This window comes from Notoacmeibacter ruber, assembly GCF_003668555.1.
GTDB lineage: Bacteria > Pseudomonadota > Alphaproteobacteria > Rhizobiales > Rhizobiaceae > Notoacmeibacter > Notoacmeibacter ruber.
Map to the genome: position 1 here is coordinate 1456842 of NZ_RCWN01000001.1, position 26005 is coordinate 1482846.

At 60.0% G+C, this 26005-nt stretch carries 26 protein-coding genes; 6 read left to right on the plus strand and 20 right to left on the minus strand.

Features of this window, described 5'->3' with window-relative positions; genetic code table 11:
- Nucleotides 1-91: 91 nt before the first annotated feature.
- The 11 genes from rseP to D8780_RS06935 form a co-directional block, all read right to left on the minus strand.
- Complete coding sequence (rseP, locus tag D8780_RS06885; protein WP_121644937.1) at nucleotides 92-1231, minus strand: RIP metalloprotease RseP; 1140 nt, start codon at nucleotides 1229-1231, stop codon at nucleotides 92-94.
- 43 nt (nucleotides 1232-1274) lie between these two features.
- Nucleotides 1275-2108 (minus strand): phosphatidate cytidylyltransferase, encoded by an 834-nt coding sequence (locus D8780_RS06890; protein ID WP_121644938.1) that lies wholly within the window; start codon nucleotides 2106-2108, stop codon nucleotides 1275-1277.
- Nucleotides 2109-2111: 3 nt separating this feature from the next.
- Nucleotides 2112-2873 (minus strand): isoprenyl transferase, encoded by a 762-nt coding sequence (locus D8780_RS06895; RefSeq protein WP_281004580.1) that lies wholly within the window; start codon nucleotides 2871-2873, stop codon nucleotides 2112-2114.
- Nucleotides 2874-2875: 2 nt separating this feature from the next.
- Nucleotides 2876-3436, minus strand: a complete 561-nt coding sequence (gene frr / locus D8780_RS06900) for a ribosome recycling factor (RefSeq protein ID WP_121644940.1) — start codon at nucleotides 3434-3436, stop codon at nucleotides 2876-2878.
- A gap of 41 nt (nucleotides 3437-3477) precedes the next feature.
- Nucleotides 3478-4200 carry a UMP kinase gene (gene pyrH, locus D8780_RS06905; RefSeq protein ID WP_121644941.1) on the minus strand — a complete coding sequence of 241 codons (723 nt, stop codon included), beginning with the start codon at nucleotides 4198-4200 and terminating at the stop codon, nucleotides 3478-3480.
- A gap of 106 nt (nucleotides 4201-4306) precedes the next feature.
- Nucleotides 4307-5224: a translation elongation factor Ts gene (tsf, locus tag D8780_RS06910; protein WP_121644942.1), complete on the minus strand. Its 918-nt coding sequence runs from the start codon at nucleotides 5222-5224 to the stop codon at nucleotides 4307-4309.
- 189 nt (nucleotides 5225-5413) lie between these two features.
- Nucleotides 5414-6283: a 30S ribosomal protein S2 gene (gene rpsB, locus D8780_RS06915; protein ID WP_121644943.1), complete on the minus strand. Its 870-nt coding sequence runs from the start codon at nucleotides 6281-6283 to the stop codon at nucleotides 5414-5416.
- A 593-nt stretch (nucleotides 6284-6876) separates the two neighbouring features.
- The gene (locus D8780_RS06920; RefSeq protein ID WP_121644944.1) at nucleotides 6877-7968 is read right to left on the minus strand and encodes a M48 family metalloprotease; all 1092 of its coding nucleotides are present in this window, start codon (nucleotides 7966-7968) and stop codon (nucleotides 6877-6879) included.
- A gap of 217 nt (nucleotides 7969-8185) precedes the next feature.
- Complete coding sequence (locus tag D8780_RS06925) at nucleotides 8186-9328, minus strand: DUF2336 domain-containing protein (RefSeq protein WP_121644945.1); 1143 nt, start codon at nucleotides 9326-9328, stop codon at nucleotides 8186-8188.
- A gap of 95 nt (nucleotides 9329-9423) precedes the next feature.
- Nucleotides 9424-10038, minus strand: a complete 615-nt coding sequence (locus tag D8780_RS06930) for a flavin reductase family protein (protein ID WP_121644946.1) — start codon at nucleotides 10036-10038, stop codon at nucleotides 9424-9426.
- 4 nt (nucleotides 10039-10042) lie between these two features.
- A complete protein-coding gene (locus D8780_RS06935; protein WP_121646422.1) occupies nucleotides 10043-10633 on the minus strand; it encodes a nitroreductase family protein in 591 nt (196 codons plus the stop codon).
- Nucleotides 10634-10711: 78 nt separating this feature from the next.
- Between D8780_RS06935 and D8780_RS06940 the strand changes: the two genes are divergently transcribed.
- A complete protein-coding gene (locus D8780_RS06940; protein WP_121644947.1) occupies nucleotides 10712-11890 on the plus strand; it encodes a hypothetical protein in 1179 nt (392 codons plus the stop codon).
- A gap of 56 nt (nucleotides 11891-11946) precedes the next feature.
- The gene (locus D8780_RS06945) at nucleotides 11947-12744 is read left to right on the plus strand and encodes an ion channel (protein WP_121644948.1); all 798 of its coding nucleotides are present in this window, start codon (nucleotides 11947-11949) and stop codon (nucleotides 12742-12744) included.
- A gap of 77 nt (nucleotides 12745-12821) precedes the next feature.
- Here D8780_RS06945 and thrS read toward each other — a convergent pair whose 3' ends face one another.
- The 4 genes from thrS to D8780_RS06960 form a co-directional block, all read right to left on the minus strand.
- On the minus strand, nucleotides 12822-14801 hold the full coding sequence (gene thrS / locus D8780_RS06950; protein ID WP_121644949.1) for a threonine--tRNA ligase: 1980 nt from the start codon (nucleotides 14799-14801) through the stop codon (nucleotides 12822-12824).
- Nucleotides 14802-14894: 93 nt separating this feature from the next.
- Nucleotides 14895-15050: a hypothetical protein gene (locus tag D8780_RS15725; protein WP_158598458.1), complete on the minus strand. Its 156-nt coding sequence runs from the start codon at nucleotides 15048-15050 to the stop codon at nucleotides 14895-14897.
- Nucleotides 14986-15273, minus strand: a complete 288-nt coding sequence (gene yidD, locus D8780_RS06955) for a membrane protein insertion efficiency factor YidD (protein ID WP_121644950.1) — start codon at nucleotides 15271-15273, stop codon at nucleotides 14986-14988. Before yidD ends, D8780_RS15725 begins: the two co-directional genes overlap by 65 nt.
- 1 nt (nucleotide 15274) lies before the next feature.
- Nucleotides 15275-15721 (minus strand): iron-sulfur cluster assembly scaffold protein, encoded by a 447-nt coding sequence (locus D8780_RS06960; protein ID WP_121644951.1) that lies wholly within the window; start codon nucleotides 15719-15721, stop codon nucleotides 15275-15277.
- Nucleotides 15722-15897: 176 nt separating this feature from the next.
- Here D8780_RS06960 and folE point away from each other — a divergent pair, with 176 nt between their 5' ends.
- From folE to D8780_RS06975, 3 genes are read left to right on the plus strand one after another with little or no spacing between them, the layout of a single operon-like run.
- Complete coding sequence (gene folE / locus D8780_RS06965) at nucleotides 15898-16527, plus strand: GTP cyclohydrolase I FolE (RefSeq protein WP_121644952.1); 630 nt, start codon at nucleotides 15898-15900, stop codon at nucleotides 16525-16527.
- A 19-nt stretch (nucleotides 16528-16546) separates the two neighbouring features.
- A complete protein-coding gene (gene hisI / locus D8780_RS06970) occupies nucleotides 16547-17011 on the plus strand; it encodes a phosphoribosyl-AMP cyclohydrolase (RefSeq protein WP_121644953.1) in 465 nt (154 codons plus the stop codon).
- 29 nt (nucleotides 17012-17040) lie between these two features.
- On the plus strand, nucleotides 17041-17928 hold the full coding sequence (locus D8780_RS06975; protein WP_121644954.1) for a patatin-like phospholipase family protein: 888 nt from the start codon (nucleotides 17041-17043) through the stop codon (nucleotides 17926-17928).
- 64 nt (nucleotides 17929-17992) lie between these two features.
- Here the strand turns inward: D8780_RS06975 and recJ are convergent, their stop codons facing one another.
- The 5 genes from recJ to D8780_RS07000 form a co-directional block, all read right to left on the minus strand.
- Nucleotides 17993-19774: a single-stranded-DNA-specific exonuclease RecJ gene (recJ, locus tag D8780_RS06980; RefSeq protein ID WP_245412282.1), complete on the minus strand. Its 1782-nt coding sequence runs from the start codon at nucleotides 19772-19774 to the stop codon at nucleotides 17993-17995.
- A gap of 48 nt (nucleotides 19775-19822) precedes the next feature.
- On the minus strand, nucleotides 19823-20803 hold the full coding sequence (glpX, locus tag D8780_RS06985) for a class II fructose-bisphosphatase (RefSeq protein WP_121644956.1): 981 nt from the start codon (nucleotides 20801-20803) through the stop codon (nucleotides 19823-19825).
- Nucleotides 20804-21008: 205 nt separating this feature from the next.
- Complete coding sequence (locus D8780_RS06990; RefSeq protein ID WP_121644957.1) at nucleotides 21009-22328, minus strand: homoserine dehydrogenase; 1320 nt, start codon at nucleotides 22326-22328, stop codon at nucleotides 21009-21011.
- 20 nt (nucleotides 22329-22348) lie between these two features.
- Nucleotides 22349-23566 (minus strand): LL-diaminopimelate aminotransferase, encoded by a 1218-nt coding sequence (locus D8780_RS06995; protein WP_121644958.1) that lies wholly within the window; start codon nucleotides 23564-23566, stop codon nucleotides 22349-22351.
- A 118-nt stretch (nucleotides 23567-23684) separates the two neighbouring features.
- Nucleotides 23685-24008 carry a hypothetical protein gene (locus D8780_RS07000; protein WP_121644959.1) on the minus strand — a complete coding sequence of 108 codons (324 nt, stop codon included), beginning with the start codon at nucleotides 24006-24008 and terminating at the stop codon, nucleotides 23685-23687.
- Between the two features lie 147 nt (nucleotides 24009-24155).
- Here D8780_RS07000 and D8780_RS07005 point away from each other — a divergent pair, with 147 nt between their 5' ends.
- The gene (locus tag D8780_RS07005; protein WP_121644960.1) at nucleotides 24156-25997 is read left to right on the plus strand and encodes a PHA/PHB synthase family protein; all 1842 of its coding nucleotides are present in this window, start codon (nucleotides 24156-24158) and stop codon (nucleotides 25995-25997) included.
- Nucleotides 25998-26005 lie beyond the last annotated feature (8 nt).

The following is a 26005-nucleotide window of genomic DNA, read 5'->3' on the forward strand; positions in this document are numbered from 1 at the left end:
GTCGTTGCATTCAGGACACGCCCATTCTGTCCGGATGGTAAAGCGCTTCTAAAGATTGAGATTCGCTGCCCCCGGGCCCCTCGAGCGTGGTCTAGCAGCCAAAAATGTCGTTGAACAGTACGAATCCCATGAAGATGAGAACAACGACAAATCCGAACCGGTACCCCATCTCCAGAAGGCGCTCCGACATTGGCCGGCGCATCACCGCCTCTGCTGCATAAAAGACAAGATGGCCGCCATCGAGCGGCGGTATCGGCAGCAAATTCAGAAACCCGATGCCCACCGAAAGCAACGCGATCAATTCGACCAGCCTCTCAAATCCCTGAGAGGCTGCCTGCCCCGCCATATCCGCGATCTTCACCGGTCCGCCAAGCTGACACTTGTCTTCGCGGCCCATGGCAAAGCGGCGCATGAAATGAAACGTACGCTCGAGGATGGAGCCGGTCTCGACAATGGAGCGGGTAAAGGCGGCAGGCAGTTCCATCGTCTGGTGGCGGACGGCATCACTTCCCCGCGCCATTGATGTGATCCCCACAATGCCGATCCGTACCGTATTGCCAGCAGAATCGGTCTGTTCGATGTATTGGGGCGCCGCCGTCAGTTCGATTTGCGAACCGTCACGCTCGACCAGAAAGTCGATCCGATCGCCCGTCCGGCCCGACACGTATTTCTGAATGTCGGAAAACTCGGAAACCTTCCAGCCATCGACCGCGACCACGCGGTCTCCAGGTTCGAAACCGGCTTCCGCCGCGGGCGAATTGGGCCGGACTTCATTGACCACCGGCTCGATGACTGTGCGGCCATAGAGATTGAGAAAAACGGTGAAGACGGCGATGGTGAGGATGAAGTTGGCGACCGGACCGGCCAGCACGGTCAGAAACCGCTTCCAGACCGGCGCGAGATGAAAGGCCCGTTTCCTGCTCTCATCATCGAGGTTCGCCGCTTCGCTCGACGGCGAGCTCGTCACCGTCATGTCGCCGACAAACTTGACGTAACCGCCCAGTGGAATGGCGGACAGTTTCCAGCGTGTGCCGTTCCGATCCGTAAAGCCGGCGATCTCGGGACCGAACCCGATAGAAAAGGCGGTCGCGCCGATTCCGCACCACCGACCGACGAGATAGTGCCCCATCTCGTGGACGAAGACGACGACCAGAATGACGAAGAGAAAGGGCAGGATCGTCCCGATCAGCAGCCCGTCTGTCGAAAGAAACGCGGAAATAAGATCGTTCACGTGCCCGCCGGCTCCCCGTCTGATCGTTCACGTCGTGGATGTGTCAGCGCTGCAGGACCGTTTCGCCCAAAACGTCGAAACCACCCAGCGACAGGCCAATGGCGTAAAGACAAACCGCTGCGACGACAAGCCCGTCGACGCGATCAAGAACACCGCCGTGGCCCGGAATGAGATGGCTCGAATCCTTGACGCCGACTCGCCGCTTGGCTCCGGATTCGAACAGATCGCCCAGTTGCGCCGCGATCGAGAGCAGCAAAGCGATAGGCAACACGACCCAGATGGCCTGGCCTGCATGGGCGCTCACCACCGCAAAACCGCAAAGCGATGCAAGGATCGCACCCCCGATCGCGCCCGACCATGTCTTGCCGGGAGAAATTTTCGGCGCCAGCTTCGGCCCGCCCAACGTCTTGCCGGTAAAATAGGCGAAGATGTCGGTGCCCCAGACGACGGCAAAGAGAAAGAGGATAGCAGCGAGGCCGCCCTCACCGCCGCCTCGCACAACGATCATCGCCAGCGCGGGCAGCGAAGCATAGAGGTAGCCGAAGGCGATACTGTGCGAGAGCTTGCCGCCCCGCCGTCCCGAAACGGATGCGATGACGGCCAGGAAGACATAGACGATGACGATCATCGACAGAGCGCCCATGCCGGTCAGTCCGGCAAGGAGCGCGACACTCGTGATAGCCACTGCGGCCGTTACCGCCATCAGCCAGAACCGCTGCTGAGCGCGACCGAACATGCCGACCCACTCATAGAAGATGGCGGCGGCGGTTATGACAGCCAGAAACCGGAAGGGAAGCCCACCGGCCCAGGTCAGAAGCAGCGCAACGGGCGCCAGAACAACGGCGGAAAGAACACGAGTCGCAAAATTATTTTTCATCGACTAGCCCGTCGCCGATTTCACGGCATCGAGTCCGCCATAGCGTCGCTCCCGGCCCGAAAACTCGGAAACCGCAGCCACGAGGTCATCGAATCCGAAGTCGGGCCAGTGCGTGTCCGTGAAGACCAGTTCGGCGTAAGAGGCCTGCCACATCAGGAAATTCGACAAGCGCCTGTCTCCACCCGTACGAATCAACAGGTCGAGAGGCGGCTGTCCCGCTGTATCGAGACGCGAGGAAATGGCGTCTTCAGAGATATCATCGACCGCAAGATGTCCGGCAGCGACCTCTGCCGCGAGCTGCTGCGCGACCCGGGCGACTTCGTCGCGCGAACCATAATTGAAGGCGATATTGAGTTGGAGTTTGCCATTATCAGCGGTCAGTTGCTCGGCTTTGAGGATCAGAGTTAGAATATCGCCGGCGAGCGTGCTCCGATTGCCGATCATTCTGACGCGAACCCCCGCCTCATGGAGCTTGCGCAGATCGCGCTCCACGAAATGGCGGAACAAACCTAGCAGGTCACTGACTTCCGATTTGGGGCGAGACCAGTTCTCGGACGAGAAGGCGTACACCGTAAGGACCTCGACGCCGATATCGCCAGCCGCACGGACCGTACGCCGAAGAGCCTCCACACCCGCGCGGTGTCCGGCAGATCGCGGCAAGCCGCGAGCCGTGGCCCAGCGTCCATTGCCGTCCATGATGATCGCCACATGACGCGCGGTTACCATCGACTGGCTCCCCTCCCTCGGTCCATTACACGGACAGATCGTCAGACCTGCATGATCTCCTGCTCTTTCTCTGCGACAAGAGCGTCGATCCGGCTGATCGTGTCGTCCGTGTACTTCTGCACCTTATCGGAAAGCGCGTGGCTGTCATCCTGGCCGATCTCGCTGGCCTTTTCCGCTTTCTTGATAACGTCCATGCCATCACGCCGAACGTGACGTACGGCGACACGTGCCTTTTCGGCATAATCGTGGGCGATTTTCACCAATTCCTTGCGGCGCTGCTCGTTCAGTTCCGGTAGCGGGATACGCAACGTCTGGCCGTCGACAATCGGATTGAAGCCGAGATTGCTCTCACGGATCGCCCTGTCGATCGAACCGACCATCGACTTGTCCCAGACATTGACCGCGATCATGCGCGACTCGGGGACGGTGACGTTGGCGACTTGGTTGAGCGGCATCTGCGAGCCATAGGCTTCGACGGTGATGGGGTCGAGAAGATTGGCCGAGGCGCGACCGGTGCGAAGCGACGCAAGATCGCTTTTGAAGGCCTGAACGGCGCCGTCCATACGGCGCTGAATATCGGAAAGGTCTATGGCGTCTGCCATGTTTCACTCCTGTCTTTTCGAGCCGGCAAGAACTGTGGGTTCTAGTCCGCCGGCACCAGAGTATGTCGCCCCTCGCCCGAAAGCACGCCGGCTAGGCCGCCTTCCTGCAGGAGCGAGTAAACGATGATGGGTATGTGCGAATCGCGCGCCACCGCGACAGCGGCCGTATCCATAACGCGCAATCCGCGTGCGAGCACGTTCTCGTGAGAGATCACGTCAAACCGTTCGGCATCCGGATTCTTTTGCGGATCAGCCGAATAAATACCATCCACCTGTGTCGCCTTGAGCAGGACATCGGCGCCGATTTCCGCCGCGCGAAGCGCCGCTGCCGTATCGGTGGTGAAGAACGGGTTGCCTGTGCCTGCCGCGAAGATCACGACACGTCCCGCTTCGAGATGCGCCATGGTCGATCGTTGCGTGAAGCTGTCGCAGATCTCTTCCATCGCAAGAGCCGACAGCACAACGCAATCGACACCGGCCTGGCGCAGCGCGGTCCGCAGGGCCAGCGCGTTCATGACGGTCGCCAGCATACCCATATGATCGCCGGTAACACGATCGCCCCCGGTATTGGCGACCTGCACGCCACGGAAGATATTGCCGCCACCGATGACAATGCCGACCGAGACGCCCTGCTCCCAAACGGTGCGGACATCCTCGGCAAGCCGCTTGCAGATATCCTGATCGATCCCGAACGCCTTCTGCCCCATGAGCGCCTCGCCCGATGCCTTGAGGAGGATACGTTTGTAGCGGGGCGCGTCGGCCATGGAAAACAACTCGTCTTTGGGCGTTTGCAAAAGTCACAGCCCGATACACGAAGGGCGCGGCGATGTCACGCCGCGCCCTTGCCGGATTTCTTTAAACCAAAGATGATTACTTGCCGGCAGCCGCAGCCACTTCGGCAGCGAAATCATCGGCTTCCTTCTCGATGCCTTCACCCACCAGAAAGCGGACGAAACCGGTGATCTGGGCGTCGTCGCCGAGACCCGCATCCTTGAGCGCCTGCTCGACCGTGACGTCCGGGTTCATGACGAAGGCCTGCTTGATCAGCGCCGATTCCTGATAGAATTTGCGCATGCGACCTTCCACCATCTTTTCGATGATGTTGTCCGGCTTGCCGGATTCGCGGGCCTGCTCGATGAAAATCGACTTCTCGCGCTCCGCAACGTCGGCGGGAATATCGTCAGGCGTCAGCGCCACCGGATTGACGGCAGCCACATGCATCGCGACCTGGCGGGCAAAGGCCGCGGCCTTTTCCTTGTCGCCCGACGTCTTCAGCGCAACGAGCACGCCGAGCTTGCCAAGATTGTCGGCAACGGCGTTGTGCACGTAGTTGGCGACCACACCGTTTTCTTCGCTCAGCTTGGCAGAACGGCGAACGGTCATGTTCTCACCGATCGAACCGACGGCCTCGGCGATCGTGTCCTTCACGTTCTTCTCGCCGCCCGGATAGGCGGCATTGGCGACGGCGTCGACGGAACCGTCCGTGCCGAGTGCGGTCTGCGCAACATTGCGAACGATGTCCTGGAAGGCTTCGTTGCGGGCAGCGAAGTCGGTTTCGCAGTTGACCTCGACGACCACCGCGCTGTTGGCGGCGGCGGCAATGCCGATCAAACCTTCGGCAGCGGTGCGTCCGGCCTTTTTATCGGCCTTCGCGATACCCTTTGCGCGCAGCCAGTCGATAGCGGCTTCCATGTCGCCATCATTTTCCTGCAGCGCCTTCTTGCAGTCCATCATGCCAGCGCCGGTCTGGTCGCGCAGCGCTTTCACGTCAGCAGCAGTAAAGCTCATTTTTTTCTTCCCGTGCATGTCAGTTTCTCTGGCATTCCAACGCCTTCAAAGCGCCTACACCAGAAATGAATCGGTCTTGAAACAGAGAGGCCGGCGCGAAACCGCCGGCGACAGCGCCAAAATGGGCGCTCGATAAGCCTGCTTCAACAAGTGGGCGGGCCTATCCGGCCCGCCACGAGTTTGGATCGGTCAGGCGTTGCCCTTAAGCGCATCGGTATCGAGCGGTGCGCTCTTGCCGGCGACGTCGCTGTCGAGGCCCGGCGCTGCGGTGTTGACGTTCTCCGCACCCTCAACACCGGGGACCGGCGCTTCCAGGGTCTCTTCGGCAGCCGGTTCGGCGGATTCGCCGATATCGACGCCCATCGAGCCCTGCTGACGGGCGATACCATCAATCGCAGCCTTGGCGATCAGATCGGCAAAGAGCGCAATGGCGCGGGCCGCGTCGTCATTGGCCGGGATCGGATAATCGACCACTGCCGGATCGCAGTTCGAATCGACCAGCGCGACGACCGGGATGCCAAGGCGCTTGGCTTCCTGAATGGCGATCGCTTCCTTGTTGGTGTCCACGACAAACATCAGATCCGGGATCGAGCCCATATCCTTGATGCCGCCGAGGGCGCGGTCAAGCTTGTCACGTTCGCGCTCGAGATTCAGACGCTCTTTCTTCGTGTAGCCCTGATCTTCACCTTCAAGAAGGTTCTCCAGATTGCGCAGACGGTTGATCGAATTGGAAATGGTCTTCCAGTTCGTCATCATGCCGCCGAGCCAGCGCGAATTGACGTAGTACTGGGCCGAGCGCTTGGCGGAATCGGCGATCAGTTCCGACGCCTGACGCTTGGTACCGACGAAGAGCACGCGACCACCGCCGGCGACCGTGTCGGACACGACCTTGAGCGCCTGGTGCAGCAGCGGCACCGTCTGGGAAAGATCGATAATGTGAATGTTGTTACGTGCGCCGAAGATGTAAGGCGCCATTTTCGGATTCCAGCGGTGTGTCTGGTGTCCGAAGTGCGCACCAGCTTCCAAAAGCTGACGCATGGAGAAGTCAGGCAGAGCCATCTCATATCCTTTCCGGTTGAACCTCCGCGGGCGAAAGGCAGTCTCCTGCCACCGGTGGACCAGACGGGATGTCTCCCCGTCAGGCCCGAAGCCCACGTGTGGAATGATCGCGCAGATAAGCGAAAACGAGCGGGGACGCAAGTGTGGAAGGATTGATGACGGCACGGATGATGCGATCTCATCGCTGCGCAGTCTCGTATTCCTAGCGTTGACGGCGGCGTTGGGTGGAAAGGAGATGGTCCGCTTATGTATGCAGCCGGCTGGAAGCAGACTTTGAGATCGACACAACCAGTGGCATAGGTGCCATCATGGAATGGCTGGAATGGGTGGGTAGGTCCGGTCCGCATTCGGACGACCAACGCGAATGAAGAGACGGTCCATTCAATCAACGTGGCCGACCAGACTGCGCCTTCCCGGCACTTCCGGACGTCGAGCCTAATTCGCCGAACCGGACACTCAAATGCCCATGGCCGGAGGAAAAGATCCTCGTTGTCCTACATCTTTGAGATTTTTGTCGTCAGGCCGCGTCCAATTTAGCGACAAGACAGAGCGCGAACTGGACGATCTCGGCCTAAGGAACCGAGCGAATTTGGTCACGTGGATGACCTTATTTTATCGATCAGTTCCCGACCACCTGAATCGTGAAATTCGCGGACTATTCCGGCTACGACGTTCATAATCCGAGCAACAGTGTTGCAGAATTCTCGATCGAACCTAAACCGGTCGGGTTGCATTAGATGCCTGTTCGTAATTCTGGAAACTCTCTCAGAAGTCACAGGATGGGTGAGCACTGCTCCGTTGGTTGGCGCGGGCGCATCCTTTGTGTCGATAGACCGAAGAATGTCGTTCGCCATAAGTACGAGAACACCCCCGGCGCCAGTCGCTATGTAAGGATTGTCGATCTGAAGGGGTTCGGAACGTAGCTGCTCAGCCAAGCTCATCGCGAAGCTGTCGGCAGCGTATTCTTGTTTGATCGGGTTGTCGCCAACGTTCCGGTGAACGAGTGCATGATGGCCGTATTCATGCGCGAAGGCAAAGTACTCCGTGGCCCAGGCAACCTGCTCGAACAGAAATAGCTCCATCTCCGTTGCAGGCCGGTAAGGGACTAGGGCATGGGTACCTGTCGAGGCAAACGAGACGAAGATTCGATTCCAATAGAGGGTAAGTTCAATATCCCGCAGCAAGAGAAGTCGATCCTCTTCCGGTGACAATTCGGAAGTGCTCCAGTATTTCGGATCGAGCAGGAGAGTTCGCGTGTAGGCTCTTGCGATCAGACCGCACCAGCGAAAAAAGAACGATGTAACCGTGAGGATTGCTTCATCGGTCATGATAACGTTCGTTAGTCCGGCCTCTACGCCAGGCCGCGGATCAATGCCAACAAGAACAGGTGTGTGTGCCAAGCCCTGAGCTGTTATTGCTGCCGAAACGCGATCGGCTATGATCTGCGCGTGGGCTTCTAGATTGGGTGCCACCCCTGGACTCGTCGGCTGTAAGGGCTGCTCAAGCTGCGCATACGCTTCATACCGAGCGTTTATCTTCTCGTCACTCCATCCGGCAGCGCGTAGTGCTTCGCGGAAGCGTTGCGCCTGCTCGCCTTCATTCTCCGGCCTATTGATCGCGGCATCCGGCAACTCCAAAGCGCGACTGAAAATTTGACCCCAAAGATCCTTTGCCGCGTCAGTCATCTGATTCTCGAAGGATTCGTGAACGAATTTATGCTTTCCATACCGGAGTTGTTATTGGCAGCCAACTAAAGACTCATTCCGGTAGAAAGCCAATTGAAAGCGATTGACCGCTTTCGGATGGACTTAAAGTCCCTTGGAGCGGCTCGTTCGGGGTCGAAAGCGGTCGTTGAAGAGTGAGCAGTTATTTCGGCATAGATCCGTCCAGCACGCGCCTTTCTCAAGCCGCTTTCGTGATCGAGAGCGCGTGGCTTCTGGCATTGCGGCGCAATTCATCCAGGTGCATTGCGCGGATCATAGCCAGAATGTCGTCATTTCCGGGCGTCGGCAGACCTTCACGCTCTGCTTCCAACGACTTCATGATGCGATAGCAAACTTCCTGTACCCCGAGGGAACTGCGCCCGTCCGCAACTTCGCGCCAGAGCCGCAGGGCATTGATAATCACATTGGAGCCCGGCTCAGACAGCCCAGCCTTGCGCAGAAGGGCCGCCAGCGCATTGCGACGGCCGCGCGCGAGAATCGCATCCACGCGTAATTTCTCGTCGCCAATGAGATTGCGCAGAACCGCCGACAGAAAACCGAGCCGCCCATGCGCCGCAAGCCGGATCAGAAAGTGTTCGGTCAGGTCGCCGCGCAGCCGAAAATGTTCCGCGAGTGCCGGATAGTCGGCCTTCGGCGTCTTCGTCACCAGTTCAACGGACGCGCGGTGGCACGCTTCCCGCAGCACCCGTGTCGCCCGCATCGGTCCCATCAGGCGTTGAAGAAGCGGCGATTCCGTCAGCACCTCGCCGACCTTGACCAGAAGGAGATGACGGACGTCACCCGGCAGGTCGCTGCGGGCGAAAAGAGCCTCACGCACCGCCCCGACCTGCCCGAAACGCTCCGCCACGCGGCGCAATGAATGACCGGCGGGTCTGGCGGCGCTGTTTTTCACGAGAGCCAGACAGGCATTGCGATCGCCGAGTTCGGAGAGCGTCGCGCAGACGACCGAAGACAGTGGCGCGCGCCGGGCTATGATGGCCTGCGTCCGCGCGTCCCCATCACGAACGCGTTCGATCAGGTCGGCGTCAGATAGCAGAGGAGAGCGCAAAAGCACGTTGCCGGCCACATCCGGCTGGTCGGCCGCCAGCGCCGCGACGATCTGTGGCGGCGCGCCACGCACCGCACAGAAAACGTCGGCCAGCGCCTGACGGACCTTCGGGCTTGGATCATCCAGCAGAAGGGTCAGCGCCGCTTCCGCATTGGCGCGTTCGTCGAAATCGAGACCGGATTTCAGCCAGGCTCGGGCCAGAGCGTTGGCCGCCTGGGCGCGCTGATCGACTTTCGCAGTTTCGAGCCATTTGAGAAAATGCTGTACGATCATACTGGTAACCCGAACGCTGGTAAACTTTGCCCAACATGACAGGCAAAGGTTTACGTTCGGTTCACCATGACGGTCAGCCTTTCGCTAACCATCTCTCAGTCGTTGGTAAAGGGCCATTTCGGCCGGTACATCTCGAAAACCGCGTCGGTGGAAAGGTAGTCCATATAGCCGAGCCGGGCGAGCAGGCGCGCCTGAGTCACGTCGAACCGGCCGTCGCGGATGGCCCCATCGGCAATGTGAACACCGACGACCTGCCCCTTTACGAGGTGATTGTCCGTCTCATTGCCGTCCATATCGATCACGGTCTCGACACTGATCAGCTTGCATTCCATGGCGGCTGCGGCTTCAGCGACCCGCGGCGCCGAAACGACCTCGCATTGGCCCCGCGTTAGACCGGCTATATCGAACTCCGACACATCGGTCGGGGCCGCTGCGGATGAGCGGTTCATCGCCTCGGCCAGATCGTGCGTGGCGATATTGACGACAAACTCGCCGCTTTCCTTTGCGGCACGCGCTGCATCCTTGATACCGACGGACGAGAACATCACGATCGGTGGAGCGGCGGAGATGGCCATGAAGAAGGAGTAAGGCGACAAATTGTCGCGGCCATTGGAATCGCGTGTCGAGATCCAGCCTATCGGTCGCGGCGAAACCAGCGCCTTGAAGGGATCGTGCGGCAACCCGTGGCCGTCTTCGACACGGTAAAACACGAGCTTAGCCCTTACCGTCCGGCGAATAGTCGGTCATCAGGTCTTCGACGCGCGGCCGCTCTCTGTCCGGAAGGTTGATATCCGTGCGTCCGATGTGAACGAAGCCGGCAACACGCTCCTCTGGCTTCAGGCCAAGCAGAGTCCGCGCCTCGGCGTCATCGGAATACCAGTTGGTGATCCAGTTCGCCCGATAGCCGAGCGCCGATGCCGCATGAAGCAGATTCATCGCAACGGCCCCGGAACAGAGGAACTGCTCCCATTCGGGAATCGGCTTCGGGCCGTTATCCTTCGGCACGAAGACCACGCCCACGACGAGCGGAGCGCGCGAAAAACGCTCCTCTTCCTTCTGCCGAGCCGCATCGGAGAGAGGGCCGTCCCGCTCCTGAAGACGGTCGGCCAGCCGCTGTCCGACGACCGTTCGGCTATCGCCGCGATATAGAATAAAACGGAACGGCACCAGCATCCCGTGATCCGGCACGCGAGAGGCGAGTTCGAGCATGCTGCGAATATCCCCATCCGGCACCTCCCCTCCAAGGGACGCGATGGGGGGTGAGCGGCGTGTCGAAAGATGCTGTTGCAGGGCCTGATCGGTCATCCGCGCTTTCCGGTCTTTGGAACAATTCGGTCCGTTGCATCGCATGGCGGTCTTGAAATTGCCACCCATGCAGGTTTGATGGCGTCTCCGAATATTCCCGAGACGATGATGCCAGGCCTCATGAAGCGACTGAAATCTCCTATATTGGCGCTCCTAGCTCTCTCGCTTCTCGGCCTCAATATCGGCATTTCAACTTCCATAGCCGCTCCCTCCGCCACGACCGGGCGCCCTCTGCCGCCTGCACCGATGGCGCGTCCCGGCCACCCGGATCCCCGGCATGATGCGCCGATCCAGCCCCGCTCCGACGCCGCGCAAGCCGCCACGCCCTCCGACGAGATGGGCAAGCCTGATCCATTCTCCGAACTGGACCTGCCCCGCATTCGGATTCGACGTGGAGACCTGAGCGGATCGCGGGACGAAATTCCCCGGGCGCAGCCGCAGGGAGAGGGAAACCTCATCCTCTCCGCGCGATTGGTGCCAGATGGCGATATCGTGCCATCCGGCATGACGTTCCGTGTCTTTGAGCCGGAAACGGGGCCGGAAGGAAACCTGCCGCTGGTCGCTACCGCGACGGGAGGCGAGGCCAAGCTAACGCTACCCGCGGGCTCCTATCTGGTTCATGCCACTTTCGGCCGGGCTGGCGCGACCCGCCGCATCAACATCATGCCAGGCAGCGACAGCGCGGAAATCCTCGTTCTCGATGCTGGAGGCCTCAAATTGTCGGCGCGGCTTCCCGATGACAGCCCTATCAGCGACAGTAAGGTTCGCTTCGCGATCTACGAAAAGCTACCAGGCGTGCCGGCAGAGCGCGGCCCTCTCGTTCTGCCCGATGTGAAGCCGGATGCGATCATCCGCCTGCCTGCCGGCGACTACCATGTCGTCTCCAGCTACGGAAAGGTGAATGCATCGACCGGTGTCGACATTCGCATCGATGCCGGCAAACTCACCGATGCATCGATCGAGGTCGCGGCCTCGGAGGTAACGCTGAAGCTGGTGCGCAACGCCGGTGGCGAGGCGATTGCGGATACGTCATGGATCATTCAGTCCGATACGGGTGAGAAACTCGCGGAGCGAATCGGCGCATTTACGACGCTGGTTCTTGCGGAGGGAGAGTACAATATCATCGCCCGCAACCGCGATCAGTTCTATACCGAGCAGATCAGCGTGACCGCGGGCGACCGCAGCGAGATCGAGGTGGTGGCCAGCCAGGCCAACCAGGCCGACAGCAGCGAATTCCTCCCCGACCGCCTGGAATAAACGAGGTCGCCTGATTTTTAGACGGCTTAAACAGAGTTGCCGCCATAGCTGATCTCATGAGCGTCTCGAAATCTTCTCGCAAGCCGGCTATTCGCCCCTTCCTCAATCGCCTTTATGAAGGCGAGACACCCGGCGCGAAGCGATTTCGCTGGGCGCTTCTGGCCTTCGACATTGTCACCATCGGTTATTTCATCGTCACAGCCTTCGGCCCGATCAGCACCGGCATGGTGGTTCTAGACACCTTCATCGGCGTGGTGCTTCTTGCCGATTTCGTGGCCCGGGTCATCATCAGCAAGCCACTTTGGCGTTTCCTCCTATCGCCGGTGACCTGGGCGGATATCATCGTGCTTCTGTCGCTTCTGGCCCCTCTTCTCATCGGGCCCAACTTCGCCTTCCTGCGGGTCCTACGCGCACTGAGGATCATTCGTTCATTCCGGATCGCGCACGAATTGCGACGGATCACCGGTGATATGCCTGTCAACACCCGCGTGGTGGTTGCTGCCACCAATCTCATGGCGTTCATTTTTGTCGTGACCAGCATCGTCTGGGTGCTCGAGCACGAGCGCAATCCAGCGCTCGATAATTATATGGATGCGCTGTACTTCACCATCACCACCCTGACGACGACCGGCTATGGCGACATCGTTCTGTCGGATCGGCTGGGACGTTTCATCACCATCATCATCATGGTGTTTGGCGTGGGCTTCTTTCTCAACCTGCTGCAGGCGATCTACCGCCCGAACAAGGTCGAGGTGCCCTGCCCCCAATGCGGTCTGCGTCTGCACGATTCTGATGCCAGCCATTGCAAGCATTGCGGTCACATCATGAATATCGAGACCGAAGGCAGCGTCTGAAACGAGAAAGGCGGGCCCGGGAGCCCGCCTTACACGTTCTTGAAATGTCGATCGTTCAGCCGATTGGCGATCGAGCTTCAGTTCGTGGCCATATCCGGCGCCTTCGCCTCCGCCGAAAGTTGAGCGATGGCTTCCTCAACCGTCATCGAGGACTGATCGCGGCTGCCGAGACGACGCATATTGACCGTCCCCTCTTCCGCCTCCCTCTTACCGCAGACCAGTATGACCGGCACCTTTGCCAGACTGTGCTCGCGCACCTTGTAGTTGATCTTCTCGTTGCGAAGATCGGTGTCCACGAGAAGGCCCGCCGCCTTGAGCTTTGCCGCGACTTCGCCAGCATAGCTGTCGGCATCGCTCGTAATGGTTGCCACAACCACCTGAAGCGGAGCGAACCAGAGCGGCATGTGTCCGGCATAGTTCTCAATCAGAATGCCGAGAAAACGCTCCATCGAGCCGCAAATCGCGCGGTGTATCATCACCGGCTGCTTCTTCTCGCCGTCCTTGTCGATGTAGAAGGCGCCGAACCGCTCCGGCAGATTGAAATCCACCTGGGTCGTCCCGCATTGCCAGGACCGCCCGATCGCGTCTTTCAGCACATATTCGAACTTCGGACCGTAAAACGCGCCCTCGCCTGGGTTGATGCCCGTCTTGATCCGATCGCTGGATGCGGCGATCCGCTCCAGAACATCGCCCATGACCGCTTCGGCATGATCCCAGCTCGCATCGTCGCCGACGCGCTTCTCGGGACGGGTCGACAGTAGAACCGTAATTTCTTCGAAGCCGAAATCCTTGTAGGTCGAGAGGATGAGGTCGTTGATCATCATACACTCATCGGCAAGTTGCTCTTCCGTGCAGAAGATATGCGCATCATCCTGGGTGAAGCCGCGCACGCGCATCAGCCCATGCAGCGCGCCGGATGGTTCGTACCGATGTACGTTGCCGAATTCTGCCATACGAATGGGAAGATCACGGTAAGACTTCAAGCCATGCTTGAAGATCTGAACATGGCCGGGGCAGTTCATCGGCTTGATGGCGAAGACCCGGTGATCGGCCTCCTCATCCTTCGGATTGGTGAGAGCGTGCGCACTCTTCACCGCGAACATGTTCTCCTGATACCACCCCCAGTGGCCCGACGTTTCCCATAGCGACTTGTCGAGAATCTGCGGCGCGTTGACCTCTTCATACCCCTCGCTATCAAGGCGGCGGCGCATATAGGAGATCAGTGACTGGAACATCCGCCAGCCCTTGGAATGCCAGAAGACGACACCCGGGCCCTCTTCCTGGAAATGGAAGAGATCCATTTCACGGCCAAGCCGGCGATGGTCCCGCTTTTCGGCTTCTTCCAGCATGTGGAGATAGGCGTCGAGCTGCTTCTTGTCGGCCCAGGCCGTCCCGTAAATACGTGTCAGCATCGGGTTGTTGGCATCGCCGCGCCAGTATGCGCCGGCGACCCGCATCAGCTTGAAGGCATCGCCCACCCGACCGGTCGAATCCATATGCGGCCCACGGCACAAATCGAACCATTCACCCTGCGAGTAGATCTTCACGTCCTGATCGGCCGGGATCGCATCGACCAGTTCGACCTTGTAGGCCTCGCCCTTTTCATCGAAGACCTGCTTGGCCTTTTCCCGGTCCCATACCTCTTTCGCAAAAGGTTTGTTGCGCGCGATGATCTCCCGCATCTTCTTTTCGATCACCGGCAGATCATCGGGGGTGAACGGCTCTTCGCGGGCGAAATCGTAATAGAAACCGTTTTCGATAACCGGGCCGATCGTCACCTGTGTACCCGGCCATAGCTCCTGCACGGCCTCTGCCATGACGTGAGCGGCGTCGTGCCGGATCAGTTCGAGCGCGCGCGGATCGTCGCGCGTGACGATCTCGATGGCGCCATCAGAAACAGGATCGGCGATATCGCGTAGCTCGCCATCAAGCGCGATCGCGACAGACTTTTTGGAAAGCGATTTGGAGATGGAATCAGCGACATCCTTGCCGGTCGTGCCGGTCGGATAGTCGCGAACGGAGCCATCGGGAAATGTCAGAGAAATGGAAGAAGCCATGGAATCGATTCTCCTTTTCCAGTCCCGCCTACGAGCGCGGGTGGCCATGAACGTCGCTGCCACTTAGCGATCCGCAACCTTAGCGTAAAGTCTTCATTCCAGCTCGGCCGCAATGGCGAGGCCTTTAAACCGGCGTGCCACGAGGGAGAACAGCGCGACCGGAATCTCGGAGACGCTCTCCACTTCAATCAGAAGCGGCGTTTCGACTGGTCTGATTGTGAGGGACCGGATCGTATCCTGTTGTCCCACCGGGACGACATTTCACGATGCGACGTGCACCGAGCCATCCTCCGCGTAGCAGGCCATGGCGCGCAATCGCCTCATAGGCGTATTCGGAACAGGTTGGAAGGTGACGGCAGCCATGACCGACGAAGCCAGAAAGCGTAAGCTGGTAGATGCGCACCAGCCCGGTCCCCAGCAGACGGCCCGGCGTCTTGCGCCACGGACCGGAATAATTGCGGCTGGTCAAAATTTTAGGCCGCTTCCTCGGCGCGCTTCTTCTCGATCTGGTCGAGACAGTCGATCACGGCATCGAAGGTCAACATCGTCGACGCATGACGCGCTTTGTAATCACGAACAGGTTGAAGATATTTCAGATCAGCGAAGCGCCCTTCTGGCGGCGCGCCGTTCTCTTTGAGCATGGCACGTAGCGCTTCACCGGCTTCGCGAATTTCATCGGCGCTTGCGCCCACGACATTCTGTGCCATGATCGAAGAGGAGGCCTGTCCAAGCGCGCAGGCTTTCACCTCATGCGCGAAATCGCTGACGACGCCGTCCTCCATCGCAAGGTCAACAGTGACCTTGGAGCCACAGAGCTTGGAATGGGCGGTCGCGGTCGCCTCTGGATCCGCGAGGCGTCCCGTCCGAGAGATATTGCCTGCAAAGCCGAGAATTTTCTCGTTGTAAACGTCGTCGATCATGGGCGCCTTCCGTTTCCGGATACCTTCACCTATATAGGGGCCGAAGCCGCAGACCGGCAAGGTATGGACATATTGAAAATCAAGCCGGTCAGGCCGGGTTTCCACACCCCGGGCACCAGCTGTTTCGACCGTTCAACTCGTCGCGCCATCGAGCGGGACTACGGGAGATACTTATCATGGACGCCACCATCCATAAATTCCTCGACAAGAGCGACAAGAATGAACGCCCGACGCGTTCCGAGGCGGAAGAAGCGGTGCGGACCCTGCTTCGCTATATCGGCGAAGATGAGACACGCGAAGGGCTTCAGGATACGCCATCGCGTGTGGTGCGCGCCTATGAGGAGATGTTCGCCGGCTATGAGCAGGACCCCGAACAGATTCTTGGGCGCACCTTCGAGGAGGTTGCCGGCTACAAGGATATCGTCCTGATCCGCGATATCGCCTTCCACTCGCATTGCGAGCACCACATGGTGCCGATCCATGGCAAGGCCCACATCGCTTATCTGCCCGACGGTAAGGTGCTTGGCCTTTCCAAGGTCGCCCGACTGGTCGACGTCTTCGCCCATCGCCTCCAGACCCAGGAGGCCATGACCGCCCAGATCGCCGATCAGATCCAGTCCGTGCTGCAACCTCTTGGCGTCGCGATCATGATCGAAGCGGAACATATGTGCATGGTGATGCGCGGTATCCGCCGCGAGGGGTCAGATACTGTGACGACTGCATTCACGGGGATTTTCTCCGACGAGGCCTCCGAACGCGCCCGCTTCTTCGATCTGATAAGAACCGGTTCGGGACGACGCTCGTAAAAAACGCTAGGCAAATTAAGTGTCCAACGACGACTATCGTTTTCCCGCCCCACCGCGCGAGAAGACCGAACTTGAAGAGGGAGCGCTCTTCTCTCCGCGCTTCGACGCGAACGGCCTCGTCACGGCAGTCGTGACGGATGCGGAAGACAATACTCTCCTGATGGTCGCCCATATGAACGCGGAAGCGCTGTCGAAGACCCTTTCGACCGGCATCGCGCATTACTGGTCGCGCTCCAGGCAGTCGCTCTGGAAGAAAGGCGAGACCTCCGGCAATCGTCAGCACGTCATCGAAATGCGCACCGATTGCGATCAGGATGTGGTTCACCTCAAAGTACGGGTCGAAGGACACGCTGCGACGTGCCACACTGGGCGGCGCTCGTGCTTCTATCGCATAGTGTTGACCGATGACGGCGAGGCCCGCCTCGAACATGATGGCAGCGCGCCGCTCTTCGAAATCGACGAGGTCTATGGCAGGAAGGGCTGAGAGAGCCCTTCCGATTCGCGCGGAGACCGATGGATCAGCGCAGCCACGTTCCAGACCATCATCCAGACGGCATCGCTTTGGCGCTCGGCGGCGGCATCGGCCGTGGCTGGATTCACATCGGCGTTCTGAGAGCGCTGGATGAAGGCCGAATTCCTATCAATATGATTGCCGGCACTTCGATCGGCGCGATCGTCGCCGGCGCTTATCTGGCCGGCAAGCTCGATGAACTCGAAGCCTTTGCCCGGGCAGCGACATGGCGGCGTATGTTCGGCCTCTTTGATCTGCGGTGGGGCGGCCAAGGCCTCGTGACGGGCGCGAAGATCGAGCGCCTCCTGCGCGCATCACTCGGCGAGATGCAGATCGATGATCTCGACCGTCCGTTCGTCGCCACGGCAACAAGCCTGCCCGGCGGCGAGGAAGTCTGGATCAGTTCCGGCAGTCTGGTCATGGCGATGCGCGCCTCTTACGCCGTACCCGGCATATTCGAGCCGATCAGCTGGGGAAACCGAATGCTCGTCGATGGTGCTTTGACCGCGCCGTTGCCGGTGCGCGCCTGCCGGCTGCACAGCCCCTGCCCAGTTGTCGGCGTAACGCTCTCCGGCGACCCCGGCGTCCGCGAAATCGTCATCGAAGAAGCCAGTATCGATACCGACCCGTCCAGCGTCTACAAATCGTCGGGCGTGCAATCCTCCGGTGGTCAGCTCGGCTTCGGCGGCGTGATTCTCCGGTCTTTTGCCGTCCTGCAGGATCAGATCATACAATCGCTGATGCTCAGCTCGCCGCCGGACATGCTGCTGGCTCCCCCGAGCCAGACCATCGGACTTCTCGACTTTCACCGCGCGGATGAAGCCATCACGATCGGCTACGAGTCCACGATGGCCCAGATCGACGAGATACGCGCCTTTGCGAATGCATAATCCGATTTAAATCAGCACCCTAAGACGATATTTCGATTCAAATTCTCAATCGCCTGAAGCGCTCTCACGTGATCTCCGCGGCATCGTCGACCCGAAACTGAACACGTCTTTGTCCGTTCCAGTGATTGACGCTGAGGGTTCCCGCAAAGTGCAGTGTTTCACCCTGTCGATTCCTGAGAAAGCGACCGAGATCGTTATCGGCGCAGCGAAAGGCGACGGCATCGAGACGACCGCCACTCTGTGAGCGAAGAGAAAGGCGGAGGTGGGCACCATCCCTTCCCATGCTCGCGATGTTCTCCATCCGGTGCCGCGCGAGAACGAAGAACGGGCTGGAATGGCCGGCACCGTACGGTCCTGCCGCCTCGATCCTGTCGCAGAGATCGATCGTCAGGCCTTCCGCGCTGAGCGATCCATCGATCCGACGTGCGGCGGCTTGGCGTAGTACCGCAACAAGCCTCGCCAGCCTGTCTTCCAGAAAGCTGCGAAAACCTCCCAATTGCTCTCGCTGGATTGTGATGCCGGCCGCCATCGCGTGGCCGCCGCCCTTTGCTAGAAGACCACGCTCGACGGCTTCCCGAACAATCTTACCGAGATCGACCCCGGCGATCGACCGGCCTGAGCCGGTGCCTTTTCCATTGCGGTCGAATGCGATTGCAAAGGCAGGCCGGCCGAAACCGTCTTTCAGGCGGGAGGCCAGGAGGCCGACCACGCCAGGATGGAAACGATCGCTCTCGGCGATGAGCACGGCAGGCCCATCGCCTCTGAGAGTTTCAGCCTCGGCCTGGGCTCGCGCGACAGCCAGCATCTCGGCTTCCATCGCCTGGCGTTCACTGTTGAGCCCATCCAGCTTTTCGGCGATCGATTCCGCTTCGGTTGAATCCTCGGTCAGCAGCAGTCGCGAGCCGAGCGAGGCATCACCGATGCGGCCGCCCGCATTGATGCGCGGACCCAGAATGAAGCCAAAATGGAAGGGCCGCAGAGGTTCTCCCAATCGCGCCACCTTCGAGAGGGCAGCAAGACCAGGATTATCCTGGCGGCGGGCAACATCCAGGCCTCGGACGACGAAAGCGCGATTGACGCCGACAAGGGGAACAACGTCACAAACCGTCGCCATCGCAACGAGATCAAGAAGACCCATAAGATCAGGGACCGTCTGTCCCCCATCGCGCAGCACACTGTTTGCCGCGACTAGGGCCAGAAAGGTGACACCAGCCGCGCACAGGTGCCCCTGCCCAGACACATCGTCCTCCCGGTTCGGATTGACCACGGCGAACGCTTCCGCTGGCATGGGACCGGATGGCTGATGGTGATCCAGCACCACGACATCGGCACCTGCCGACTTCGCCGCAGCGATGGCTTCAGCGCTATTGGTCCCGCAGTCCACCGTCACGATCAGCGAGGCTTCGCGCGCAAGCGCTTCCATCGCCGGTGCATTCGGGCCGTAACCCTCGAAAATGCGGTCGGGAATATGGATGGCCGCTTCAGTGCCGAAAGACCGAAACCATCGCGCGAGAATGGCGGCCGAGGCGGCACCATCGACATCGTAGTCCCCGAAAATCGCGACCCGTTCTGCCGTGCGCGCCGCCAGAGCAAGCCTCTCGGCCGCAGGAGCCATATCGGTCAATGTTCTGGGGTCCGGCAGGAGATCGCGTATGGTCGGTTTAAGGAAACCGGCGGCGGCCTGTTGCTCCACCTTTCGCCCCGCGAGGATGCGCGCCACGATCTCGTCGATTCCGTCGCTCTGCGTCATCGCCAGAGCCGTTCGCTCCTGGGCTTCGGTCAGACGATGGTGCCACGCGTGGCCTGTGGCACTCTTTTTGACATTGAGAAAGAATCGCGGCTGCATGGTCTCACTTCCTAACATAGTGATCCATGTCAGCGACTGCGATAATGGTCAGGTTTCGCCGAACTTGGCGAGATCGGTATGGCGCGCACGAATTTCCCGGACTGTACCGGTCGAGGAGCGCATGACAACGGTGTGCGTTTCAATCCGGTCCGGACCGAAGGCGACACCCTCCAGCATGTTGCCGTCCGTGACGCCGGTTGCGGCGAAGATCACGTCGCCGCTTGCCATCTCCTCCATGGAGTAGATCCGCTCCGGGTCGGAGATGCCCATGCGCGCGGCGCGCTCGACCTTTTCCTTACTATCCAGGATGAGCCGCCCTTCCATTTGTCCGCCGATGCAGCGCAAGGCCGCGGCCGCAAGGACCCCCTCGGGTGCACCGCCTATGCCCATATAGATATCGACGCCGGTCTCCTCCGGGTCGGCAGTATGGATCACGCCGGCAACATCGCCGTCTCCGATCAACCGTATGGCGGCACCGGTCGCGCGCACCTCCTGTATCAGTGCCGAGTGGCGGCTGCGATCCAGAATACAGGCCGTTATCCGGTCTGGCTTGACGCCACGGGCCTCGGCCAACGCTTCGATGTTCTGAGTGGGGGTTTTCCGCAAGCTGACTAGCCCCGGCTGAAAGCCAGGTCCGATGGCGATCTTTTCCATATAGACGTCCGGCGCGTTCAGCAGACTGCCTTTCTCCGCGAACGCGATCACCGCCAAAGCATTCGGCAGGTTCTTCGCGCAGATCGTCGTCCCCTCAAGCGGGTCGAGGGCGATGTCCACGGCATCGCCCGTCTTCGTGCCGACCTCTTCGCCGATAAAGAGCATGGGCGCTTCGTCGCGCTCGCCTTCGCCGATGACGATTTTGCCGTCTATGGGCAGACGGTTCAGTTCGGTCCGCATGGCGTCGACCGCAGCCTGGTCAGCCAGCATTTCATCGCCCCGCCCCCGCACGCGAGCTGCTGCGACAGCCGCCGCTTCGGTAACACGGGCGATTTCCAGCGTCAGGATTCGATCAAGTCGCCGATTCTCAGCCATATCAATTCCCCCAAAAAATCGCGGCTGCCCTGCGATCCAGCGCGAAATTGGAGGGCTTGTGTCAGATCGTCGTGACAGGGGCAAGAAGCGCCGGCGCTGCGATCGAGCAAGCAAAGCGGGACACGATAGCCGTGAGAGCCGGGCGTGCGGTAATCGAACCGATTGAACCGTTTCCGGTGGAAAGATACGCGGGAAAGAGCCGGAGCTATCCCGCGGGTTCCATCCGGATCACCTGAGCCGAACCGCGCAAATGCCCATCCGACTCAATATCGGCGATCGCCTGCCGCACAGCGGTCTCCATCGTGGCATGAGTGGTCAGGATGATGGCCTTGCTGTCTTTCTCGGGACTATCGGGATCGTCGCGCTGAACGATCGACTGCAACGAGATATTCGCAGCCGCCATGCGTTGTGCGATCGCGGCGAAAACGCCCACCTCGTCTCGGACCAGAAGCCGGATGAAGTAGCCACCTTCATGGCTGCGCATGCGCGCACGCTGATAGGGAGCCAGTTCCTTCGCCGGGGTGACGAGCGCGGGTACATGCTGACGGCCGGGCCGGCTTTTCGCGATATCGGCAACATCGCCCATCACGGCGGAGGCCGTCGCCTCGCCGCCCGCGCCCGGGCCGCTCATCAGGAGTGCGCCAAGCAGGTCGGTCTCCAGCACGACAGCGTTGATCACGTCATCAACCTGCGCAATCTGCGATTCGATCGGCACCATGGTTGGATGCACGCGCTGTTCGATCCCGCGTTCGGTCTTCTGGGCGACACCAAGAAGCTTGATCCTGTAACCGAGGTCGCGCGCGGCGCGAATATCGGCCAGCGTAATGTTTGAAATGCCTTCCAGATAGATATCGTCGCCCGCAATCTGTGTGCCGAAGGCAATGGAGGTCATGATCGCGAGCTTGTGCGCGGTATCGTTGCCCTCGATATCGAAGGTCGGATCGGCTTCCGCGTAGCCGAGGCGCTGCGCATCGGCCAGTACCTCGGCAAAACCGATTTCTTCCTCCTCCATGCGCGTGAGAATGTAATTGCAGGTGCCGTTGAGAATGCCGTAGAGGCGCGAAACAGTGTTTCCCGCCAAGGCTTCGCGCATTGTCTTGATAACGGGAATCCCCCCCGCCACAGCCGCTTCGAAATTCAGCAGAACACCCTGCTCTTCGGCGAGAATGGCCAATTCAACGCCGTGCTTTGCGATCAAAGCCTTGTTGGCGGTGACAACATGCTTGCCCGACTGGATGGCGGCCTTGACGGCGGACAATGCCGGCTCGCCATCGCCGCCGATCAATTCGACGAAGACATCGAGGTTCGGCGCTTCCGCCAGCTTCACCGCATCGTCATACCATTCCACATTGGACAGATCGACGCCGCGATCTCTGTTTCGGTCACGAGCGCACGCACTGAGCACTTCGATGGGCCGCCCGCACTGACGCGTCAGCAGTGCATTCTTCTGTTCCAGCAGCTTGATGAAGGCCGCGCCGACTGTTCCCAGCCCCGCGAGCCCGATACGGAGGGGCTCGGTGCTCATAGTACCATCCTTGTGTCTGTTCATTTCTTGAGCGGCCCACTTTCATCGCCGCCGATCTCCGGAGAGTTTCCGGAGAGAAAACGCTTGATGTTACGCGCGGCCTGACGAATGCGATGTTCGTTCTCGACAAGCGCGAGACGCACATGGCCATCGCCATGTTCGCCAAAGCCGATGCCAGGAGCCACGGCCACATGGGCCTTTTCGACGAGAAGCTTGGAAAACTCAAGCGACCCCATGTCGCGGAACCGCTCGGGGATCGGCGCCCATGCAAACATGGTCGCGGCCGGAGGCGGAACATCGAAGCCGGCCCGTCCGAAGCTCTCGACCATGACGTCGCGGCGCTTGTGGTAGATTTCGCGAACTTCTTCGATATCCGATCCGTCACCGTTGAGGGCGGCAGCGGCGGCAACCTGAATGGGGGTGAAGGCGCCGTAATCGAGATAGGACTTCACGCGCGCCAGAGCTGCGATCAGACGCTCATTGCCCACGGCAAAACCCATGCGCCAGCCCGGCATGGAGAACGTCTTGCTCATCGAGGTGAATTCAACCGCGACGTCCATCGCGCCCTCCACTTCCAGAATGGAGGGAGGCGGCGTGTCGCCGAAATATATCTCCGAATAGGCAAGATCCGACAGGACGATCAGCTCGTGCTTGCGGGCAAAAGCGATCACATCCCGATAGAAATCGAGTGTCGCGACTTCTGCGGTCGGGTTGGACGGGTAATTCAGGATCAACGCCAGCGGCTTGGGAATGGAGTGGCGCACCGCACGCTCCAGAGCCGGCACGAAATTCTCATCCGGCGCCACGGGCATCGAACGGATGACGCCACCGCTCATGATGAAGCCGAAGGCGTGGATCGGATAGGTCGGGTTGGGACAGAGCACGATATCGCCCGGCGCAGTAATGGCTTGCGCCATGTTGGCGAAACCTTCTTTGGAGCCGAGGGTCGCGACGATCTGGGTATCCGGATTCAGCGTCACGCCGAAGCGTCGCTTATAATAGGCCGCCTGGGCGCGGCGCAGCCCGGGAATGCCGCGAGAGGTCGAGTAGCGGTGGGTACGCGGGTCCTGAACCACCTCGACAAGCTTGTCGACCACGGCCTTCGGCGTCGGCAGATCCGGATTTCCCATCCCGAGATCGATAATGTCGGCTCCCGCCGCCCGTGCCGCCGCCTTGAGCCTGTTGACCTGCTCGAAAACGTAGGGCGGCAATCGGCGAACTTTGTGGAACTCTTCCATCACTCGATCTCGTTGGTTGTGGTGCGATCAGCCGGAGCAATTACCGGCCGGATTGGCGATGCCGGCCTATACACGTTTCGCCGGCCTGCGAGAAGGCATGCGCCGAAGCGCGTTTCGGTCAGTTGGCGTTGGCGGAAGATGCCTCGATCTGACGAATGGCGTCCTGCCCGTGCGTCTGGCCAAGACGGCGTAGCCGCATGGCCTCGGCTTCGGAGGTCGGCAGACTGAGCTGGCCGGGCTCTGACGATTCCACGGACCGGATGGTCGCCTGCGCCTCGGCTTGGCCAATCGCCGGCGCTGCCGCGCCGGATGCCAGGTTAAGGTTGGGGTAGCTACCGTCATCCGCGACCGAATCGGAATAAGGCATGATTTCCGTCTGGCTGCACGAGGCAGAGAAGCCGGTGATCACAATAAGGCCGATCATGACCATGAGCCTTTGCATCACATGTCCTCGCTTCGTGACCGAAATCAGCCTGGGTCGTCTCACCCATTTTACCCATTGGGAATTTTTCTTCTCTGCCATAGTGTTGAAACCATGTCACCTGCGCTGTCGCCAGCGCTGGCGAAATGAACCCTGGGAGGTGGTTCTATGAATAAGCGTGAGGATCCGAAAAAGCCTGATTGCAAACCGCAGACTGACCCGGTCCCCATGACCGTCGAGGATACTGAAGCCTTCACACGGAACATGGCCGTAGCGATCGAAAACGCGGGCAAGGCCGCCGCCGCATGGCTTCGACCGCGCGAACAGCATCCCGAAGACTACCCGTCGGAAACACCGGAAATCGTTCGATCGACGGTCGAGACAATGATGCGTGTACGCCAACACTGGCTGTCGAACCCGGTCCGGGCGATGGATATGCAAACCAGGCTGATGGCCGGAATGCTGGAGGCCTGGAGCACGAATGTCAGCCGCATGGCGGGACAGGATATCCAGCCTGAACCCACCGTGCAGAAAGACAAGCGCTTTGCCGGCGACGACTGGTCCGCGAATCCCTTTTTCGCCTTCTTACGCGACAGCTTCTTTGTTCTGGACAAGTGGACGAAGGGTCTCGTCGAAGACATGGATGAAATGGACCGGGATGAAAAACGCAAGGCGGAGTTCCTGCTCGGTCAGGTGATGAACGCGCTGTCTCCCAGCAATTTCCTTCTGACCAATCCGACCGTGATGCGCGAAATGTTCGAGTCGAACGGCGAGAATCTCGCACGCGGAATGAAGATGCTCGCAGAGGACGTCGAGCGGGGCAAAGGAGAGATCAGACTCCGCCAGGTCGATACGACGCCGTTCAAGGTCGGCGAGAATATCGCCGTCTCCCCCGGCAAGGTCGTCGCCCGCAACCGTCTTTGCGAAATTCTTCAGTACGAGCCAACGACGAAGGACGTTCTGAAACGCCCGCTTCTTATCGTGCCGCCCTGGATCAATAAGTTCTACATTCTCGACCTCAACAAGAAGAAGAGCTTCATTTCCTGGGCGGTCGCGCAAGGCCACACCGTGTTCGTGATCTCTTGGGTCAACCCGGACGAGAGGCACCGGCAGGAGAGTTGGTCCGACTATGCCCGCGATGGCGTCGGCTTTGCCGTGGATACGGCGGAAGAGATTACCGGCGAGGACCGGATCAACACGATCGGCTATTGCGTCGGCGGCACGTTGCTGGCCTCCACGCTGGCCCTGATGGCTCAGGAAGGCGATAAAAGGCCGGCCTCGGCGACACTCTTTACGACACAGGTCGATTTTGAATTTGCCGGCGATCTAAAGGTGTTCGCCAACGAACGCCAGGTCTCGGAGATCGAGCAGGAACTGGACCGAAACGGCTATCTGTCAGGCGACAAGATGGCGACCGCTTTCAATCTTCTGCGATCCAAGGAGCTCATCTGGCCGTACATGGTCAATAATTACATGCGCGGCCAGGAGCCAATGGCCTTCGATCTACTCTACTGGAACGGCGACCAGACGCGGATGACGGCAGCCAATCACAGCTTCTATCTGCGGAACTGCTATCTCGAGAACAACCTTTCCACCGGGCGGATGAAGATCGACGGAAAGTGCGTCAGCCTCTCGGACATTGAGATACCCGTCTATAATCTCGGGACACGAGAAGACCATATCGCCCCGGCAAAATCCATTCACAAGGGCTGCCGGCAATTTGGCGGGCCGGTCCAATTGGTCATTTCCGGGTCGGGTCATATCGCCGGGGTGGTCAATCCACCGGCAGCCGGAAAATACCAGTACTGGACGAATGATAAGGCCGATTTCTCCGAGAGCTTCGAGGGATGGCTGGAAGGAGCAGAGGCGACACCGGGTTCGTGGTGGCCCCATTGGCAGGCCTGGATCGAATCCATGTCCGATGAGAGAGTGCCTGCTCGCCAGATCACCGGCCTGGCGGGAAAAGTGCTCGGCGATGCACCCGGCTCCTATGTCCAGGCTCGGATTTGAGGCCCTCC